This window comes from Acidovorax cavernicola (assembly GCF_003581445.1).
Genome location: NZ_QXMN01000240.1, coordinates 1 through 1185, shown reverse-complemented (window position 1 = coordinate 1185; position 1185 = coordinate 1). Strand labels below are relative to the sequence as shown.

General features: G+C 65.4%; 1 protein-coding gene. It reads right to left on the bottom strand.

The window, feature by feature from the left end; genetic code table 11:
* Positions 1 to 99: 99 nt before the first annotated feature.
* Positions 100 to 1185 (bottom strand): TonB-dependent siderophore receptor (locus tag D3H34_RS32840; RefSeq protein ID WP_119558885.1); only part of this gene is annotated, 1086 nt, incomplete at its 5' end.

Below are 1185 nucleotides of genomic sequence, written 5' to 3'. Positions count from 1 at the left end.
AGCGAAGTGCGGCTGTTCAATCCGGCGGCGTGATGCGGCAGGAGTGAGCGCGCGCCGGTCAAGGCGCGTGCATGAAGGCGCGGCGCGCCGCGCCCGCCGTCACAGCTTTGGGGTGTATTTCAGCGTCACCATCACATTGCGCGGATCGCCATAGGTGGCGCCGGTGTAGCCGACATAGCCCGGCAGCACGTAGCGCTTGTCGAAGACATTGTTGACGTTGACGGCCAGGTTGAGTTCGCGCGTGGCCTGGTAGGACAGGCGCAGATTGCCCACGGTGAAGCCCGCCAGCTTGAACGAACGGTCGTAGCCCAGGGTATGGCTTTGCGTGTTGAAGCCGCCGGCCACGGTGAGCTGGTTCCATTCACCCGGCAGGCGATACGACGCCCAGGCGCGCAGCATGTGCTTCGGCGTGACGGTGCTGAACACCTTGCCCTGCTCCTCCGGGTCGCTGAGGAATTCCGTGGTGTTGTAGGTGTAGCCGGCCATGACCTGCAGGTTGCGCGCCACTTCACCGCTGACTTCGGCTTCAAAGCCCTGGCTGCGCACCTTGCCCGAGTTCCTGGAGCAGTACCAGCCGTCGCAGGCAAAGCCCGCGTCCAGGTCGTTGACGGCCCGCTTGCTGTGGTCGTAGCGGAATACGGCCAGCGAGGTGTTCACGCGGCCGTCCGCCAGCTCGCCCTTGATGCCCAGCTCATAGTTCTTGCCGATGATCGGATCGAGCACATTGCCCGCGGCCGTGCGTTCGGACTGCGGCACGAACACGCCCGTGTAGCTGCCATAGGCGGACCATTGCGGCGTGAGCGCGTACACCAGGCCCGCATAGGGCGTGATCTCGCGCGAGGCGGTGGTGAGCGTGCTGGTGTTGGCCTTCTTGTCGTTGTAGATCGAGTCGTACCAGCTGGCGCGCGCGCCCGCAATCGCTGTCAGCTGCTCGGTGAGCCGGCTGCGCAAACTCGCGTAGACGCCTTTTTGCTGCACGTCGTATCCCGCGAGATACTGCCTGCCGCCCGCGGCCAGCAGGCTGGCCACGGTGGGCATGGGGCGGTTGTGGTCGATGGCGAAGAGATTGCCGCCCGCGGTGAACGTGCGCGCGAACATGTCGTCGGAGGTGTACTTCGCGTAGTTGGCGCCCACCGTGGTTTCGTGGCGCAGCCGCAGGGCCTCGAAGCGGCCATTCACATAGGC